At 68.1% G+C, this 16,556-nt stretch carries 14 protein-coding genes; 4 read left to right on the top strand and 10 right to left on the bottom strand.

Going from position 1 to position 16,556, the window contains the following annotated elements; all coding sequences use genetic code 11:
- Positions 1–165: 165 nt before the first annotated feature.
- Positions 166–699 carry a methylated-DNA--[protein]-cysteine S-methyltransferase gene (locus tag QZM72_RS06685; protein ID WP_089469016.1) on the bottom strand — a complete coding sequence of 178 codons (534 nt, stop codon included), beginning with the start codon at positions 697–699 and terminating at the stop codon, positions 166–168.
- The gene (locus QZM72_RS06690) at positions 696–2,168 is read right to left on the bottom strand and encodes a bifunctional transcriptional activator/DNA repair enzyme AdaA (RefSeq protein ID WP_089469017.1); all 1,473 of its coding nucleotides are present in this window, start codon (positions 2,166–2,168) and stop codon (positions 696–698) included. Before QZM72_RS06690 ends, QZM72_RS06685 begins: the two co-directional genes overlap by 4 nt.
- A gap of 323 nt (positions 2,169–2,491) precedes the next feature.
- Between QZM72_RS06690 and QZM72_RS06695 the strand changes: the two genes are divergently transcribed.
- Positions 2,492–3,784 carry an MFS transporter gene (locus QZM72_RS06695; protein WP_301737593.1) on the top strand — a complete coding sequence of 431 codons (1,293 nt, stop codon included), beginning with the start codon at positions 2,492–2,494 and terminating at the stop codon, positions 3,782–3,784.
- A gap of 95 nt (positions 3,785–3,879) precedes the next feature.
- Here QZM72_RS06695 and QZM72_RS06700 read toward each other — a convergent pair whose 3' ends face one another.
- Positions 3,880–4,983, bottom strand: coding sequence for a LacI family DNA-binding transcriptional regulator (locus QZM72_RS06700; RefSeq protein ID WP_301737594.1), 1,104 nt, complete (start codon positions 4,981–4,983; stop codon positions 3,880–3,882).
- A 71-nt stretch (positions 4,984–5,054) separates the two neighbouring features.
- On the opposite strand from QZM72_RS06700, the gene QZM72_RS06705 reads away from it, so the two are divergent.
- Positions 5,055–5,891: an NAD(P)-dependent oxidoreductase gene (locus QZM72_RS06705; protein WP_301737595.1), complete on the top strand. Its 837-nt coding sequence runs from the start codon at positions 5,055–5,057 to the stop codon at positions 5,889–5,891.
- A gap of 28 nt (positions 5,892–5,919) precedes the next feature.
- Here QZM72_RS06705 and QZM72_RS06710 read toward each other — a convergent pair whose 3' ends face one another.
- On the bottom strand, positions 5,920–6,240 hold the full coding sequence (locus QZM72_RS06710) for a DUF1330 domain-containing protein (protein WP_301737597.1): 321 nt from the start codon (positions 6,238–6,240) through the stop codon (positions 5,920–5,922).
- A gap of 178 nt (positions 6,241–6,418) precedes the next feature.
- Positions 6,419–6,877, bottom strand: a complete 459-nt coding sequence (locus QZM72_RS06715; RefSeq protein ID WP_301737598.1) for a MerR family transcriptional regulator — start codon at positions 6,875–6,877, stop codon at positions 6,419–6,421.
- Between the two features lie 78 nt (positions 6,878–6,955).
- Between QZM72_RS06715 and QZM72_RS06720 the strand changes: the two genes are divergently transcribed.
- Positions 6,956–8,200, top strand: a complete 1,245-nt coding sequence (locus tag QZM72_RS06720; protein WP_301737599.1) for an NADH:flavin oxidoreductase/NADH oxidase family protein — start codon at positions 6,956–6,958, stop codon at positions 8,198–8,200.
- An 88-nt stretch (positions 8,201–8,288) separates the two neighbouring features.
- On the opposite strand, the gene QZM72_RS06725 is transcribed toward QZM72_RS06720, so the two are convergent.
- From QZM72_RS06725 to QZM72_RS06740, 4 genes are all read right to left on the bottom strand, one after another.
- Positions 8,289–10,412 carry a TonB-dependent siderophore receptor gene (locus QZM72_RS06725; protein WP_301737721.1) on the bottom strand — a complete coding sequence of 708 codons (2,124 nt, stop codon included), beginning with the start codon at positions 10,410–10,412 and terminating at the stop codon, positions 8,289–8,291.
- Between the two features lie 40 nt (positions 10,413–10,452).
- The gene (locus QZM72_RS06730) at positions 10,453–11,928 is read right to left on the bottom strand and encodes a PepSY domain-containing protein (protein WP_301737600.1); all 1,476 of its coding nucleotides are present in this window, start codon (positions 11,926–11,928) and stop codon (positions 10,453–10,455) included.
- 242 nt (positions 11,929–12,170) lie between these two features.
- Positions 12,171–12,656 carry a hypothetical protein gene (locus QZM72_RS06735; RefSeq protein WP_089469024.1) on the bottom strand — a complete coding sequence of 162 codons (486 nt, stop codon included), beginning with the start codon at positions 12,654–12,656 and terminating at the stop codon, positions 12,171–12,173.
- Between the two features lie 123 nt (positions 12,657–12,779).
- On the bottom strand, positions 12,780–13,103 hold the full coding sequence (locus QZM72_RS06740; RefSeq protein WP_089469025.1) for a DNA-binding protein: 324 nt from the start codon (positions 13,101–13,103) through the stop codon (positions 12,780–12,782).
- A 588-nt stretch (positions 13,104–13,691) separates the two neighbouring features.
- Between QZM72_RS06740 and QZM72_RS06745 the strand changes: the two genes are divergently transcribed.
- Positions 13,692–14,324, top strand: coding sequence for a LysE family translocator (locus QZM72_RS06745; protein WP_089469026.1), 633 nt, complete (start codon positions 13,692–13,694; stop codon positions 14,322–14,324).
- Between the two features lie 72 nt (positions 14,325–14,396).
- Here the strand turns inward: QZM72_RS06745 and QZM72_RS06750 are convergent, their stop codons facing one another.
- Positions 14,397–16,025 (bottom strand): NADP-dependent glyceraldehyde-3-phosphate dehydrogenase, encoded by a 1,629-nt coding sequence (locus QZM72_RS06750; RefSeq protein WP_089469027.1) that lies wholly within the window; start codon positions 16,023–16,025, stop codon positions 14,397–14,399.
- Positions 16,026–16,556: the final 531 nt, after the last annotated feature.

Here is a 16,556-nt window from a genome sequence, read left to right on the forward strand (position 1 = left end):
TCCCGCATCACGCAGCGGTGGCCGCGTCCGCCAGTTGCAGCGGCTTGCCGTACCCGAAGCAATGCGCGGGCTCGGGAAACACGTCGAAATTCCGCATGACGCCCGGCGCGTATGCGAAGCGTGAAGCGCGCCGGCCGGTGTTGAGCGCGTAATGCGCCCCCTCCATCAGAACGCAAGCGCCTGCTGCAGCGGTTGATACGCGCCGCGCGAAAACCCCGCGCCTTCGAGCGACAGCAGCGCACGCTTGCGATCGATGCCGCCCGCATAGCCGGTCAGGCTGCCCGACGCGCCGACCACGCGATGGCACGGTACGATGATCGATACCGGATTGCGGCCGACCGCGCCGCCCACGGCGCGCGCGCCGCTCATCGGTAATCCGACGCGTTCGGTGATGTCGCCATACGACACGAGTTCGCCGAACGGAATCGCAAGCAGTTCCTTCCAGACCCGTCGCTGAAACGCGGTGCCGCGCAGGTGGATCGGTACCGAAAACGTGTCGCGCGCGCCGGTGAAATACTCGGCGATTTCTTCCGCGACCCGGCGTGCGAGCGGCGACTTGGCGAGTGCGTCCGCTTCGCGCACGATCGCAAGCGACGGAAAGTATTTCTGGCCGACGAAGTACAGGCCGGTCAGCACATCGTCCTCGATGCGCACGGCGATGTCGCCCAGCGGGCTCGGAATCAGGTGAGCGGGAGTCATCGCGACACATCTCCATGAAGGCGCCACACGTGCAGTGCGGCATACGCGCGCCACGGCGCCCAGCGCGCCGCTGTATGCGGCACGGAGGACGGCCCGGGCGCGGGTTCGGTCCGGGCGGGCAGCCACGCGTCGTCGGCGGGGAACGCGTTCGGCCAGGCCATCGCGCGCATCGCGACGTACTGCACCGCGCGTTCGTCGAAGCCGGGCAGCGCGCGCAGCGCGGCGAGCGTCGCGTCGAGCGGCGCCATCGGTTCGAGCGCGAGCGTGCCGTCGTCGACGGCGCGGGCGAGCGACACGATCGCGCGTGCGGCGTCGCGCTCGACGCCGACCGTTTCGAGGGCCGAAGGCGGCAGCGCGGCCAGCGTCGCGGCGCAGGGGAGTGCATGCGTGAGGCCCGGCGGCGCGCCGTCGACCGAATGACCGAAGCGTGCCGCGATCCGTGCGAGCAGCGGCGTATCGGCCTGCGCCTGGGCAAGCTGCTCGCCCACGACCGCGCGGATCGCGATCTCGAGACCGTCGAACGCGCCGGGCACGCGCAGGCCCGGCGAGCCGCTCGCGAGATCGCCGAGATGCGCATCGATCACGTCGGGGCGGCTGTCGAGATCGAACAGCCGGCGCACGCGTGCCAGCACGGCCGGCACGACCGGCGTCAGCGCGGGCGACACGGTGACGGCCAGCGCGAAGCGCTGCGGCACGTGCGCGACGGACAGCCAGCCGGCCACGCGGCGGCCGTCGTTTCGATTCGGCAATTCGACGATGCGCGCATAACCCTTCGCGTCGATCCGCTCGACGCCGTCGATCTGCCGCTGCGCGAGAAAACGCATCAGGTCGGCCCACGCGAACGGCGGCCGGTACGGCAGCGGGAAGGTCATGTCGCCGTCGGCCGCCGCACCGGCCCCTTTGCGCAGCCGCAGCGGATTGAGGCCGTAGCGCTCGCGGAACAGGTCGTTGAAGCGCCGCACGCTGCCGAATCCGGCCGTCGACGCGACGACGGCGACCGGCAGCGCGGTATCGGTCAGCAGCCGCTTGGCCATCAACAGCCGCTGCGTCTGTGCGAACTCGACCGGCGACACGCCGAATTGCGCGCCGAAGATCCGGCGCAGATGGCGTTCGGTCACGCCGACGCGCCGCGCGAGCGCATCGACGGAATGCGCGTTCAGGAAACCGTCGTCGATCAGCGTCGCGGCCGCGTCGGCGAGATTGCCGGACAGGTCGAGCAGCCCGTGGCCGGGCGCGAGTTCGGGGCGGCAGCGCATGCAGGGCCGGAAGCCGGCTTTCTCGGCGGCCGCGGCGGTCGGGTAGTAGCTGCAGTTTTGCGCCTTCGGCGGTTTCACCGGGCAGACGGGGCGGCAGTACACACCGGTCGTCGCGACGCCGACGAAGAACCAGCCGTCGAAGCGGCGGTTCCGCGAAAGCAGGGCGTCGTAGCAGGTGTCGGGGTCGAGGCGCATGCGACGACTGTAAACCATCCTCGCGGTCGATTCTGGCTGGAATCGGACATGTGTCTCGGCGGTCGCGCGGCTGCCGGGCTGCGGCGGGAAAATGAGTGGAAAAACGGTTAATGCCACTCTGCGAAACAGTCGTCTCTTTTGCCGCGACCAATTTGAGATGACTCATCGAAATCCCGGACTGACACGGCACCGGCAGACGGCCTATCCTTTGAAAAACGTTTTCCAGACGGATCGGCGAAGCAGGCCGCGCGCAGCAGTGCGCCGCCGCTCGCCCCGGCGCCGGTCGCCGGTCAACGAACTTCGTGCGGCGCGACGGGCGCGACCGCGCATCGGAGACATTCATGCCCTCTGCCGTCGTCGGCGCCGTGCGCGCGGCCGCCAGCCGCTACCGCTGGACCGTGTGTGCGCTGCTGTTTTTCGCGACCGTCATCAACTACATGGATCGGCAGATCCTCGGCCTGCTCGCGCCGATGCTGCAGCACGACATCGGCTGGAGCCAGGTGCAGTACGGCCGCATCGTGATGGCGTTTTCCGCGTTCTATGCGCTGGGCCTGCTCGGCTTCGGGCGTATCGTCGACTGGCTCGGCACGCGCGTGTCGTACGCGGTGGCGATGCTGGTATGGAGCATCGCCGCGATGCTGCACGCGGCGGTCGGTTCGGTGACGGGCTTCGCGGCCGTGCGCGCGCTGCTCGGGATCGGCGAGGGCGGCAACTTTCCGGCCGCGATCAAGACGACGGCCGAATGGTTTCCGCGCCGCGAACGCGCGCTCGCGACCGGCATCTTCAACTCGGGCGCGAACATCGGCGCGGTATTCGCGCCGGCGATCATCCCGGCGATCGCGGTGGCCTACGGTTGGCGCGCGGCGTTCGTGATCATCGGCGCGATCGGCATCGTGTGGCTCGCGGTGTGGCTGGTGATGTATCGCACGGCCGACACGCGCGCGCTCGCCGCGGAATACGACGAGCCGCGCGACGAGGCCGAAGCGCTCGACGCGGCGAACGCGAACGCCGGCGCGCCGCGCTGGGGCGAACTGATCCGCAAGCGCGAGACGTGGGCCTTCCTGATCGGCAAGTTCCTGACCGATCCGGTGTGGTGGTTCTACCTGTTCTGGCTGCCGAAGTGGCTCAACGAGTCGCGCGGGATGGACATGCAGCACATCGGTTTGCCGCTCGTCTGCATCTATGCGCTGACGACGGTCGGCAGCATCGGCGGCGGCTGGCTGTCGTCGATGCTGCTGCGCGCGGGCTGGAGCGTGAACCGGGCGCGCAAGACGGCGATGCTGATCTGCGCATGCTGCGTGCTGCCGATCGCGTTCGTGTCGCAGGTGCAGAGCCTGTGGATCGCGGTGCTGATCGTCGGCCTCGCCGCCGCCGCGCACCAGGGCTGGTCGGCGAACCTGTTCACGACCGCGTCCGACCTGTTCCCGCGCCGGGCGGTCGCGTCGGTGGTCGGCATCGGCGGGATGGCCGGCTCGATCGGCGGCGTGCTGTTCTCGGAAGTGATCGGCCAGGTGCTGCAGCGCACCGGCCACTACTGGGTGCTGTTCGCGATCGGCGCGTCGGCCTACCTGATCGCGCTGGCCGTGATGCACGTGCTCACGCCGAAGATGAAGCCGGCGAGACTCGATGCGTGATTGCGTATCGGCCAAGCGAAAACGCCGCCCTTCACTCGGGCGGCGTTTTTCGTTCGGGGACGCGACGTGACGTGACGCATCGCGTCGCGATCGCGTCAGCTGGCCGAGGCCGTCGACGCGCGCATGATCAACCGCGGCTCGAACGTCGAATAGCTCGCGTCGGTGCGCCCGGCGAGCGCGTCGATCAGCTTCTGCATCGCGAGCTCGCCCATGTTCTCGCTCTGGATGTCGACGGTCGTCAGCGCGGGCGCCGCGTATTCGCCGTACGGCACGTTGTCGATGCCGGCGACGGATACGTCCTGCGGCAGCCGGAAGCCGAGCGACGCGGCTTCCTTCATGAAGCCGAGCGCGATCAGGTCGTTGTAGCAGATCACGGCCTGCGGGCGCTGCGGCCCGAGCATCACGCGCGAGCACGCGCGCTCGCCGGCCTCGGCAGTCGGCGCGTGCGCGTCGTGCACGTCGAGCGTGAGCCCCGCTTCGGCGAGGCAGTCGCGCGCGCCCTGGATCCGTTCGTCGTTCACGCGCGCGGTGCCGAAGCCGAGATAGGCGATGCGTGTATGGCCAAGGTTGAGCAGATGGCGCGCGAGCATGTAGGTCGACAGCCGGTTGTCGATGCCGACGCTCGGAATCGGCAGGCCGGGGCTGCGGCGCAGCAGCACGAGCGGCTTGTTGAGGTCGAGCATCCAGCCGGCTTCCTCGTCGGGCATCCGCGTGCTGACGATCAGCCCGTCGACGCGCTGCGCGAGCGCCTCGATCAGCGAGCGTTCGCGCGCCTGGCTCTCTTCGGTATCGACGAGCAGCAGCGTGTAGTCGTGCTGCAGCGCGACGCGGTTCGCGCCTTTCACGACGTTCGTGAAGTGCGGGTTGCTGATGTCGAGGATCACGAGGCCGATGGTGCGCGTGCGGCCGGTGATCATCGAGCGCGCGAGCGGGTTCGACCGGTAGCCGAGCCGCTCGATCGCCTCCTTCAGCCGTGCCTCGACGGTCGGCGAGAAGCGCTGCGTGCCGTTCACGTACTTCGAGACCGTCGCGACCGACACGCCGGCTTCCGCGGCTACGTCGCGGATCGTCGAGGAAACTTTTTTCATGCGAAGGGTAACGTTTTCGTTCGATAACGCCCGATTGTGGCAGAAAAAGCCGGCGTGCAGACCGCCGCCGATATCGGGAAAGTGCGGATCGCTGCGAGCGAGTTCGACCATTGACGCTCGGCGGCGCGCCCGCGTATAGTTGGAAAACGTTTTCCGTCTTAGGTCAGATCCAAGGAGATTCGATGAACGCCTCATCCACCGCCGCGCGCAAACCGTTCGGCCGCCTGCTGCTGACGGGCGCGGCCGGCAACCTCGGCCGCCAGTTGCGCGGCGCGCTCGCCGACTGGGCCGACGTCGTGCGCGTCAGCGACATCGCGGCGCTCGGCGACGCGGCCGCGCATGAAGAACTCCGCGTGGTCGACCTGGCCGACCGGCCGGCCGTGATGGCGCTCGTCGACGGCGTGGACGCGATCGTCCACCTCGGCGGCATTTCGGTCGATGCGCCGTTCGACGATCTGGTCGGCGCGAACATCACCGGCACGTACAACTTGTACGAAGCCGCGCGCAAGCACGGCGTGAAGCGCGTCGTGTTCGCGAGCTCGAACCATGCGATCGGTTTCCATCCGGTCACCGAAGTGCTCGACGCCGATGCGCCGCTGCGCCCCGACAGCCTCTACGGCGTGACGAAGTGCTTCGGCGAATCGCTGTCGCGTTACTACTTCGACCGCTTCGGGATCGAGACGGTGTGCCTGCGGATCGGGTCGTCGTTCGAGGTGCCGAAGAACCCGCGCATGCTCGTCACGTTCCTCAGCTATCGCGACTTCATCGAACTCGTGCGCTGCTCGCTGCTGACGAACCGCGTCGGGCACGCGATCGTCTACGGCGCGTCGGACAACCCGGTGAAGTGGTGGGACAACACGAAGGCCGGCTTCCTCGGCTTCCGCCCGCGCGACAGTTCCGAGCAGTTCGCCGGGCTGTTCCCGGTGACGGCGCCGACCGCCGAGTACGACGACCCCGCGCAGCGGTTCCAGGGCGGCGGGTTCGTCGTCGGCGAGCCGATGGAGCGGAAGGCGTCGTAAGCGTCGGCGGCGTTGCCTGCGTCAAGATTCAGCGCAGGATGTCGGTGGCCTTGTGCCGCTCGTCGACGCCGTCGATCAGGATCAACGGGCCGCTCGCGTGCCGGGCGCGCAGCGGCTGGATCTGCCGGTACGCAGCCGAGTCGTACCACGCGCGCGCCGTGTCGAGATCGGGAAACGCGATCGCGATCAGGTCGCCATGCCACATGCCTTCGCGTACCTCCGGGCGTGCGCCGTGAATCACGAAATGGCCGTCGTACGGCGCGAGCGTGCCGTCGATCCGTTCGAGGTACTCGACGATGTCGTCGCACATTTCGACGTCATGCAGGTGGGCGATGGCGTAGGCGGTCATGGCGGGCTCCGTGGCGGGATGCGGTTCGAGAGTCGATGGAGCCCATGATCGCGGCGCGGGCGGCGCGCGTCGATTACCCGCGACGTAAGCAAATCGGGACAACCGCGTCACATCGTGCTTCAGGCCGCGGCGCGCATGGCTCGACGGACGGCGCCGCGCCATTCCGCATCCCGATCCATCACGCCCGCTTGCGCGCCGGCCGCACGACGGGCACCGGCTCCAGCGGCTCGCTGGCCTGCTCGCCCAGCCGATCGAGCATCCGTTGCGCGGCCACCGTGCAATCCTCGCCGGCCGGCTTGTTCTCGATCTCGTCGATCAGCGTTTCCAGATGCTGCCGGTTCTGCGCGAGACGCCGCTCGAGCAGCGCGATTTCGTCGACCTTGTGCCGCAGCGCGACCAGCAGTTCGTCGTGCGGCCATGCGCCGAGATCGGGCGGCAGCACCGCGCGGATCTCGTCGAGCGAGAAGCCTGCGCCCTGCGCGCGGTCGATGATCGCGAGCCGCGTCAACGCTTCCGGCCCGTATTCCCGATAGCCGTTCGCCTGCCGGCGGGCCGGTTCGAGCAGGCCGCTCGCTTCGTAGAAGCGGATACGCGACGCCGCGAGGCCGCTCGCCTTCGCCAGTTCGCCGATTTTCATGATGGGCTCCAAAAGAGCTTGACCTTAAAGTTGACTTTAAAGTTATCGTGGGCCATCGTCAATCGAGGATGTTCCATCATGAATCTGTTTGCGCCGATCACACTGCCCAACGGGGCGGTGATTCCGAACCGTCTGGCCAAGGCCGCGATGGAAGAAAACATGGCCGATGCGGACCACGCGCCGTCCGACGCGTTGCTGCGCCTGTACCAGGCGTGGGCCGACGGACAGGTCGGGCTGATCCTGACCGGCAACGTGATGGTGGACGGCCGCGCGATGACGGGGCCGAACGGCGTCGTGCTCGAAAGCGACGCGCATCTCGACCGTTTCCGCCGCTGGGCGCAGATCGCGCGCTCGGGCGGCGCGCACGTGTGGATGCAGATCAATCACCCGGGGCGCCAGATGCAGGCGGCGCTTGGCCAGACGACGCTTGCGCCGTCGGCCGTGCCGCTCGCGCTCGGCGCGCTGTCGAAGCAGTTTCCGGTGCCGAAGGAGATGACGGCAGCCGATATCGCCGACGTGCAGCAGCGCTTCGTGCGCGCCGCGCAGCTCGCGGAGCAAAGCGGCTTCACCGGCGTGCAGGTGCACGCGGCGCACGGCTATCTGCTGAGCCAGTTCCTGTCGCCGCTGACGAACCGTCGGCAGGACCAGTGGGGCGGCAGCATCGAGAATCGCGCGCGTTTGCTGCTCGACATCGTGAAGGCGGTGCGCGCGACGGTGTCGCCGGCGTTCGTCGTCGCGGTGAAGCTGAACTCGGCCGATTTCCAGCGCGGCGGCTTCAGCGCGGACGACGCGAAGCGCGTGGTCGAACTGCTGAATCCGCTCGGCGTCGATCTCGTCGAACTGTCGGGCGGCAGCTATGAAGTGCCGGCGATGCAGGGCGAGGCGCGCGACGGCCGCACGCTGGCGCGCGAAGCGTATTTCCTCGAATTCGCGCGCGACATCACGGCCGTCGCACGGATGCCGCTGATGGTCACGGGCGGCATCCGGCGCCGCGCGGTGGCCGAGCAGGTGGTGAACAGCGGCGTGGCGATGGTCGGCATCGCGACCGCGCTGTCGATCGACCCGAACCTGCCGCGCGACTGGCGCGCGGGCAAGGACAGCGCGCCGGTGCTGCAGCCGATCCGCTGGAAGAACAAGGCGCTGGGCGCGCTGGCGAACATGGCCGTCGTCAAGTTCCAGCTCACGCGGTTGAGCGAAGGGCGCCGCACGCACCCGCAGGTGTCGCCGCTGCGCGCGCTGGTGCGGCAGCAACTGGCCGCGCAGTGCCAGACGCGGCGCTACCGGAAGTGGATGGCGGGGCGCGCGGCGGGCACGCGTGCGTGATGCATCGATGCGAGCTGGCGATGCCGAACGCTGACCGGCACGCCGCCGCGCACGCGCCGCCTTGCACGGTGCGCGGCGGCATGCGCGCTCAGAACTTATAGTTCGCCAGCACCTCGAACCGCCGGTCGTTGCCGAGCAGATACTGCGTTTCGTCGTAGTACGCGGACTGCACATAGCGGCGATTGAACACGTTGTACGCGCGGGCGGTGATCGTCGTGTCCTTGCGCGGCTTCCACGCGAGGCCGAGATCGACCGTCGTGTACGACGGCATCACGAGCTGGTTCGCGGTATCGGCGAACCGCTTGCCGACGTACTTGACGCCCGCGATGCCCGTCCAGTCCGGCGCGAAGCGCCAGCTCACCCACAGGTTCGCGAGCCGCTGCGGCACCGACACCGGCACGTTGCCCGCGCGCGATACGATCGTGCCGCCGGACGACTGCCGGAAATCGTCGTATTTCGCGCGCAGGATCGACACGTTCGCATCGACGCGCCAATCCTTCGCGATCTCCGCGCCGACCGTCGCCTCGAGCCCGCGCGACGACTGCTGGCCGACCTGGATCGACTGGTTCGGATTCACCGGGTCGGCCGTCAGCAGGTTGTTCTTCACGATCCGGTACGCGGCGAGCGTCCATTCCGCCTTGCCGTCGAGGAACGACTGCTTCACGCCGATCTCGATCTGCCGGCCGGTCGCGAGCGTGAAATTTGCCTTCGATGCATTCAGTGACAGCAGCGAGCTGACCGGATCGGCCGCGACCGAATATTGGCCATACACGGCGAGGCCGGGCCGCACGTCGTACACGGTGCCCACGCGCCAGCCCGTGTTCGCGAACACCTTCGTGAATGCGCCGCCGTTCACGAGATCGTCGCGGTTCACGCTCGCATGGTCGTAGCGCAGCCCGCCGATCACCGACCAGCGCGGCGTGATCTCGAGCCGGTTCTCCGCGAACAGCGCGTACTGGTTCGACTGGCTGCGGTACTTCGGAAACGTGCCGGCCGTGTTGATGAAGTTGCCCGGATCGAAGTCGAACGGATCGACCGTCGACGTGCCCGCATACGGCGCGTTGTTGTCGTGCTGGAACGTCGTGTGGTTGAACTCGAAGCCCGCCGAAAACGTGTTGCGCATGCCGAGCAGCGCGCCGCCGACGGTGGCCGTCGTCACGTTGCCGTATTGTTCCTGGTCGTGAAAGATTTCCGTATAGCTGCTGCGCCGAACCTGCGCGCTCGACGGCAGGTACGTGTAGTACTCCGCATCCTTCCAGTGACGGTTGCTCTTCATCCGGTACAGCGTGCTCGTCACGTTCAGGCTGTCGCTCGGCTGCCAGTTCGCCGCGACGGTGGCCCAGCTGTCGCGGAACGCGATGTCGGCGTCGCCGACGTTGTAGTTCTTCTTGTCGAGCGCGCGATCGCGCGCACCATTGACGAGCGGCGCGCCGAAATACTGCATCGGATGCATGAAGCCCTGCGCGTACGACGCCGTCACGAACAGCTCGGGCGTCACGTCGTAGCGCAGCGCGCCGGAGATCGACAGGTCGCGCGAATCGCCGCGGTCGACCCAGTTCGACGATCGGTTGCCGCTGATGTCGAAGCGGTACGACAGCGTGTCGTTGATCGCGCCGCCGCTGCCGAACGCGGCGCGCGCGGTGCCCTCGGTGCCGCCGCCGACCTGCAGCTCGTTGCCGATCGGCGTGCGCGTCGGTTTCTTCGGGACGATGTTGACCACGCCGCCGATCGCGCCTTCGCCGTAGATCACCGAAGCGGGGCCGCGCAGCACGTCGATATGGTCGACCGACCACGTGTCGAACGGGAACGTGACGCCGATCGCGCCGTACGGGCGCACGCCGTCGTAGAGCTGCGTGACCGACGACGCGCCGACGAAGCCGCGCGCGGCGAGCTCCGAGTTGCCGTTGCCGGGATGCGGCGACGCGCTGATGCCGGCGGCGCGGCTCACGGCGTCGACGATCGAACTGTCGCCGCGCGTGTCGAGTGTCGCGCGGCTGATCCGCTCGACGCTCGCGGGCGTTTCGAGCGAGGACAGCCCGAGATGGCTGCCGGTGTCGAGCGGTTGCGTCAGCGCGGGCGCTTTCTGCGCATCGACGCGAATCGGTGCGAGCGTGGCGCCGCTGCCGTCGACGCCGTTTTCCTGTGCGTGTGCCTGCCCGGCCGGCGACAGCGCCGCGAGCACGGCAGCAGGCAGCATCGATCTGAACTTCATCATTTCGGTATCCTTCGAAGGGGAGAAGCGCTTGCGTCCATCACGCCGCGGCGCGCGCCGCGCGGCCGAACAGCAGCCGGTCAAGCACCCAGACCGCGACGATCGTCAGCCCCATCAACGGGAACACGATGCCGAGCAGCACGAGCCCGGCGATCCAGCCGCGCATCGGCGGCGCGCCGCGTTCGCGCGACGGTGCGCCCAGCGTCCGGGCCGGGCGGCGCTTCCACCACATCACGGTGCCCGTGACGGCCATCGCGGCCAGCCCGAGCGACAGCACCGCGCAGACGATCTGGTTCGCGAGCCCGAAATAACGGCCCATGTGCAGCGACGTGCCGTACGACACCGCTCGCGATACCGCGCCGTAGTCGTCATAGCGGATGTCCTTCAGTACCGCGCCGCTGTACTGATCGACGTAGATCGTGCGTTCGGCCTTCGGGTCGGCCGGAAAGTACGACGCGGTGAACACGCCGTCCGCGCCGGACGGCAGCGCGAGCGTATAGCCGCTCGTCACGCCGAGCCCGGCGACGATCGCGATCGCGCGGGCGAGCGGCAGCGGCGCGGGCGTCGGCGCGGACGGCGAATGCGGCACGGGCACGTTGCCGACCGCCCACGGCGTTTGCGGCAGCGGCAGGTCGTCCATCACCATCCCGGGCATCGATTCGTCCGATTCGTGGTGATGGCCGGACGGGGCGGTACCCGGCGCATGCGCACGCGCGGTCTCGGCCGTCGCGGCGGCGCCCGGGCGCGTCGAGCGCACCGACGCACCGCCCCACGCGCCTTCCGGCGCGCCTAGGTTCACGGTCGCGGCGAGCGCCTTGAAGTTCTTGCCCCACGAGCCCGACCACGGCAGCCCGGACAGGATGAATGCGATCGTGCCGGCCGCGAGCCAGATGCCGGCCGTCGCGTGAACGCTCTTCCACAGCGGCCGGCCGCGCAGCGACAGGTCGGGCTGCAGCGCACGCCCGACGCGTGCCGCGCCGCGCGGCCACCACAGCGCGATGCCGGTGCCGATCATCACGAACGTCCAGCAGGCGGCGAGTTCCATCAGCAACTCGCCGGTCTTGCCGAGCAGCAGCTTGCGATGCAGCATCCGGTCGACCTGCATGAAGCGGTTCTCGACGCTCAGCGTGCCGAGCACGCGGCCGTCGTACGGGTTCACGTACACGCTCTCGCGGCTGCCGTCGCGCAGCCGGAAAACATACTCGGCGCTGCGATCCGGCGCGGTGGAGACTTGCACGGAAACCGGCGTTGCGCCGGCCGGCATCGCGGTGCGGGCGCGGGCGAGCAGCGTGTCGGCATCGAGCCGCGGCGTCGCGCGCGGTTCGACGACCAGCCGGTGCGGATACAGCAGCGGCTCGATCTGCGGCTGGAAGCAGTAGAGCGTGCCCGTGATCGCGAGGATCACGAGGAACGGCATCACGAACAGGCCGGCATAGAAATGCCAGCGCCAGAGCGTCCGGTAACCGGCGCTGGCGGAACGGGCGGGCGAGATGGCCCGATCGACGATGGTCGACATGGTGTGAACTCCTCGGGTGCGTCGAACGGCGGAGCCGGCGCGGGCCGGCTGCCGTCAACGTGCGTCGCACCCGCGTGCGTGCGTCGGCGCGGCAGGCGGCGCGGCGCGCTGCGCAAACGGGGCGCAGGGCGGCGTCGCCCGCGCGAAGCGGGCAGGCGGGTGAACGCGTGAATCAGGTCGGGCGAAACGAACGGCGTGAACGCGCATGCACGTCGACGTGCATGCGCCACCGGGCGGAACGTTCAGCAGAACCGGGGAGGAGCGCGGGAGGGCGGGCGATCGTCGAATATCGATCGCACGAAAGGATGGCTGTAGACGTGAACGCGGAAGCGCCGCGGCGGCGCAGCGGGAAACAGCAGCGCCAGCAGCACGAACGAGGCGAGCGCGGTGAACAGCGCGGCGCCGAATGCGCACAGACTGTCGCCGTCGCGAGAGGATGGGGCCTTGTCGGCGTGCTTGTCATGCTTGAGTGCATCGACGAGCGCGAGCGCATCGTTGGCCGGCGTGATCGGCGCGCTCGCGTCGAAGCGGGCGGCCAGTGCGGCGCCGGCGACGATCAGCGGGCCTCGGCCCGAACACAGCACCACCGAGCCCGCCTCCGGACCGTCCGGATCGAGCATCACGGCGCCCGACATCAGCGCGCGGGACAGCAGCGTCACGAGGAGGAACCCCCACAGCCACTGTCGCGCGACGCCTGGCCGGAGCAGGAAGCGGCGAAGTGCGTTCATGGCGCGCGATTGTACCTCCGTTTGCGCGGAGGGGCAGGCGGGCCGTGCGTGTGCGGCGGGCGAATCACGCACGGCCGGCGTGGCCGCGGCGGTCGTGCGCGGCCGCCGGTCCGTTGTGCCGGCTCACACCGGATACGCGTCGTCGACCTTCAGGTTCGCGAGCCGGAACAGCGTGCGCAGCGTCTGCGGATGAATGTCGCGGTGCGCGGCGAGCGACGTCAGCATGAAGTCGAGCACCTTCGCGTAGCGCAGCAGCACGAGGCAGCGCGCGAGATCGGGCGTGCGGCCGCGCATGTCTTCGGCGAGCGTGACCATTTGCGTCGACAGCGCGTGCGCCATCTCGAGTTCCATCTGCTGTTTTTCGGTCCAGTCGGGCAGCGGCTGTTCGAGCACCTTCGCGAGGAACAGCTGGAACGACGAATCGGACGAATTGGGCTGCGCATCCATGGAGAGCCTCGTTGCGTGTGCATATCGTACGGGCGCGTCCGGCGAGCGCCCGGGGTGAATTCATGTCCGCGCGGTAACGGGCGCGGCTTCTGCCCGAACGGAATGCAGATTCCGTACCAGCACCGCCGGACGATTGTTGAGTAATGTTGAGCCGCGATCCGGCATCGCTCGGCGAGTCCCGTCGGGACTGGATTGCGCAGATGGCCGAGGCGTGCGTCTACGGGCGGGAGGCGGGCGGCATGGGGCGTCCGACGCGGCGCGACGATGCGAAATGCTTCACGGATGTAACGTAACGCGGGCATCCGACGCATCGCGCGTTTCTGCCGGCGATAGGCCGGAACGACGCGTGCCGGCGGATGGCCGCGCCCGCCGTACGTTCGCCGACGAGAAACGGCTGCACGCCACGCCCCGCCGCCGTGTCGCACGCACCGGTGGCGAATGCGCCGGTTGTTTCAAAACAGAGACGGTCGGCGCGCGACGAACGGTTGCATGGCCACACAACTGGCCCAGCGAATTGCCGCGCAATTGTCCATGGGCAGACGGCGCGGGTTTGCCAACAATCTCCCGACCATCTCCGCGAGGTTCGACATGAGCGTCCACGCTTTCTTCTCCGCCAACCTGCTGCTTGCCTACACCGCTTATTTCATCGGCACGGCCAGCCCCGGGCCGAGCAATCTCGCGATCATGTCGGTCGCCGCGAACCAGGGGCGCAAGGCGGCCCTTGCGTTCGCGCTCGGCGTGATTTCCGGTTCGATGTTCTGGGCGACGGTGGCGGCGCTCGGCATCTCGGCCGCACTGCTCGCGTGGTCGAAGCTGCTGGTCGCGATCAAGGTCTTCGGCGGGCTGTACCTGCTGTGGCTCGCATTCAAGTCGGGGCGCACGGCGCTGTCGGGCCCGCCGGCGACAGCGGCGAACGCGGCGCGCGAGCAACGGCTGTCGCGCTTCTACGTGCGCGGCGCGATGCTGCACCTGACCAATCCGAAGGCGATTCTCGTATGGGTGTCGATCGTCGCGCTGTCGTCGAACGGCGCGGGCGGCGCGCATGGCGCCGTCGTACCGGGCTGCCTCGCGATCGGCTGCCTGGTGTTCGGCGGCTATGCGCTGGTGTTCTCGATGGATGGGGCGCGCCGGCTGTACGTGCGCGGGCGGCGTGCGATGGAAGCGTGCCTGGCCGTCGTGTTCGGCGTGGCGGGGATCCGGCTGCTGGTGACGAACGTGTAGCCGCGCGATGCGTGCGTGAAACCCTCCGCCGCACCATGTGCGGCGGAGGCCCCGGCATCGATCAAGCCGGCTTCAGAAAATGAAGCCCGTATTGATGAACTTCGAGTGGTGATCCGACACGATCGAATCGAGCAGTTGCTTGCTGCTGTCGGTCTGCTTCGCCGCGACCATCGAGCGGATCGAGAACGCGCGCAGCGCGTCGGTCACCGACAGCGTGCCTTCCGCCGAATCCTTGCGTCCCGCGAACGGGAACACGTCGGGCCCGCGCTGGCACTGGCAATTGATGTTCACGCGGCACACCTGGTTCACGAGCGGATCGACGAGCGCGCCGATCTCTGCCGGATCGGAACCGAAGATGCTGACCTGCTGCCCGTGCTCCGACGTCGTCACGTAGTCGAGCGCGGTGTCCACGTCGTCGAACGGCGCGACCGGAATGATCGGCCCGAACTGCTCCTCGCGGTACAGCTTCATCCCTTCGGACACCGGATACACGACGGCCGGGTAGAACAGCGTCTTGCTGAATTCGCCGCCCTGATGGTTGACGACCTGCGCACCCAACGCCCTCGCGTCGTCGATCGCGTCGGTCATGTACGCGGTGCGATGCATGCCGGGCAGCGGCGTGATGCTGACGCCCTTTTCCCACGGCATGCCGATCTTCAATTGCTCGAGCGCGGCGGTGAAGCGCTTCAGGAATTCGTCGACGATCGAGCGATGCACGAGCAGTATCTTCAGCGCGGTACAGCGCTGGCCGTTGAACGACAGCGCGCCGAGCAGGCACTCCTTCACGGTGAGGTCGAGATCGGCGTCGGGCAGCACGATCGCCGCATTCTTCGCGTCGAGCCCGAGGATCGCGCGCAGCCGGTGCGACTTCGGATGCTGCTTCTTCAGATGATCGGCGACCTTGCTCGAGCCGATCAGCGCGAGCACGTTGATCTTGCCCGACGCGAGCATGTGCGGCACGACCACCGCGCCCGGCGCGTAGATCGTATTGATCACGCCCTTCGGGAACGCGTCGCGGAACGCTTCGAGCAGCGGCTCGAACAGCAGCGTGCCGTATTGAGGCGGCTTGAACACCACGGTGTTGCCCATCAGCAGCGCGGGGATCAGCGTCGCGAAGGTTTCGTTCAGCGGATAGTTGTACGGGCCCATGCACAGCACGACGCCGAGCGGCGTGCGGCGGATCTGGCCGATCGTGCCTTCCGCGATCACGAAGCGCGAGTTCGCGTTGTCGAGCTCCTTCAGCGCGTCGATCGTCTGCGTCATGTACGTGACGGTGCGGTCGAACTCCTTCTGCGAATCGGCGAGGCTCTTGCCGATCTCCCACATGATCAGGTTCACGACGAGTTCGCGCTGCGCGACCATCCGCTTGATGAAGTCCTGCATGCACGCGATGCGCTGCTCGACCTTCATCGTCGGCCACTCGCCGCGGCCGGCGTCGTACGCGCGCACCGCGGCGTCGAGCGCCGCGTCGCTTTCCGTCTCGCCCATCACCGGGTAGCTGCCGATCTCGACCTGTTCGACGCTGCCGTCCGCCTGCCGCACGCACACGGGCGACAGCACGGTCTTGGTCGTGCCGTCCCATGGTCGCAATTCGCCGTCGACGAGCGACACGCGCTGGTGAATCGGCGAAGCCAGCCGGAATTCGGCGGGGATGTCCTGTAACGCGGGAAACAGGTGCTGCAGGGAGGCGGAATCGGGCATGACGGTCTCGTTTGACGGGTGTCCGGGAAGGACGGGCGATGCGAATCCTGAAGGGATGATCCTCGATCCCGAATCGGCATCATGACGCGCGGGCGACGCCTCGTCACGCGCGAACATGGCCGACTCGACGAATGGAACCAGTTCCATTTAAAAGGAACGTCGCAACGAATGCAACACAGCGAGAATCGCGTCGCAATTACCGTAAGCATTCGGAAAGACTGTTGCCGAATCGCCGGGATAACAGCTGGGGTGCAACCGCAAACGTTTTACTTCCGCAGAATTGAGCGGATAATGGTCTGACGCGGTGAGGAAAAAAATGCAGTGAACCTGAGAGCAGACGTAGTGAAGAATAGAAGAAGATCCGCCGCACCGCCGATACGAGGTCGGCTGCCCGGAGCGCCGGGTCGGGGTTGCCCGGTCCGGCGCGCACCGGACTATTGAATCCGTCCCGCCTGTTTCTCCCGATTCTTTGTCATCCTCTCCAGCGTCTCCCGTCTCCCGTCTCCATCGCCCCCTCCCGAATCCCGCCTT

Source organism: Burkholderia sp. AU45388 (assembly GCF_030481585.1).
GTDB lineage: Bacteria > Pseudomonadota > Gammaproteobacteria > Burkholderiales > Burkholderiaceae > Burkholderia > Burkholderia sola.

Coding starts and splice junctions, on each gene's coding strand:
- QZM72_RS06705 (WP_301737595.1), top strand. CDS start 5,055: ATGAACGCCTCATCCACCGCCGCGCGCAAACCGTTCGGCCGCCTGCTG.
- QZM72_RS06735 (WP_089469024.1), bottom strand. CDS start 12,656: ATGAACGCACTTCGCCGCTTCCTGCTCCGGCCAGGCGTCGCGCGACAG.
- QZM72_RS06695 (WP_301737593.1), top strand. CDS start 2,492: ATGCCCTCTGCCGTCGTCGGCGCCGTGCGCGCGGCCGCCAGCCGCTAC.
- QZM72_RS06700 (WP_301737594.1), bottom strand. CDS start 4,983: ATGGTCGAACTCGCTCGCAGCGATCCGCACTTTCCCGATATCGGCGGC.
- QZM72_RS06725 (WP_301737721.1), bottom strand. CDS start 10,412: ATGAAGTTCAGATCGATGCTGCCTGCTGCCGTGCTCGCGGCGCTGTCG.
- QZM72_RS06710 (WP_301737597.1), bottom strand. CDS start 6,240: ATGACCGCCTACGCCATCGCCCACCTGCATGACGTCGAAATGTGCGAC.
- QZM72_RS06730 (WP_301737600.1), bottom strand. CDS start 11,928: ATGTCGACCATCGTCGATCGGGCCATCTCGCCCGCCCGTTCCGCCAGC.
- QZM72_RS06740 (WP_089469025.1), bottom strand. CDS start 13,103: ATGGATGCGCAGCCCAATTCGTCCGATTCGTCGTTCCAGCTGTTCCTC.
- QZM72_RS06685 (WP_089469016.1), bottom strand. CDS start 699: ATGACTCCCGCTCACCTGATTCCGAGCCCGCTGGGCGACATCGCCGTG.
- QZM72_RS06750 (WP_089469027.1), bottom strand. CDS start 16,025: ATGCCCGATTCCGCCTCCCTGCAGCACCTGTTTCCCGCGTTACAGGAC.
- QZM72_RS06715 (WP_301737598.1), bottom strand. CDS start 6,877: ATGAAAATCGGCGAACTGGCGAAGGCGAGCGGCCTCGCGGCGTCGCGT.
- QZM72_RS06720 (WP_301737599.1), top strand. CDS start 6,956: ATGAATCTGTTTGCGCCGATCACACTGCCCAACGGGGCGGTGATTCCG.
- QZM72_RS06745 (WP_089469026.1), top strand. CDS start 13,692: ATGAGCGTCCACGCTTTCTTCTCCGCCAACCTGCTGCTTGCCTACACC.
- QZM72_RS06690 (WP_089469017.1), bottom strand. CDS start 2,168: ATGGTTTACAGTCGTCGCATGCGCCTCGACCCCGACACCTGCTACGAC.